A 388-nucleotide genomic window follows, 5' to 3' on the forward strand; every position below is an offset into this window, starting at 1 on the left:
CGCCTGCACCACGTTCTCTTTATCGCCACGGCTGGTGACCATCACGAACGGCATGGTCTTGAGGTTGTCCTGGGCACGGCACCAGGTCAGCAGCTCCAGGCCGGACATTTCGGGCATTTCCCAATCGCACAGCACCAGATCGAACGCTTCGCGCGCCAGCATCGCCTGGGCCTTGCGACCGTTGACGGCGTCTTCGATCCGGATGCCCGGGAAGTAATTGCGCAGGCACTTTTTCACCAGATCGCGGATGAACGATGCGTCATCCACCACCAACACACTGACTTTACTCATTGACCATTCCTCTAAAAATCCCGGCCAGCATACTGGCTAATGGCTATTTGCCCAAAACTGATGAGTCACGCCGGGACTTTATCGTTCGCGGGTGCCC

The 388-nt window shown here is 57.5% G+C and carries 1 protein-coding gene; it reads right to left on the minus strand.

The genetic code is table 11. From position 1 onward, the window contains the following. A partial coding sequence (locus HYE77_RS32445; protein ID WP_177070619.1) for a response regulator occupies positions 1-291 on the minus strand: 291 nt, incomplete at its 3' end. Positions 292-388 lie beyond the last annotated feature (97 nt).

This window comes from Pseudomonas sp. IPO3774, from assembly GCF_013386835.1.
Taxonomy (GTDB): Bacteria; Pseudomonadota; Gammaproteobacteria; order Pseudomonadales; family Pseudomonadaceae; genus Aquipseudomonas.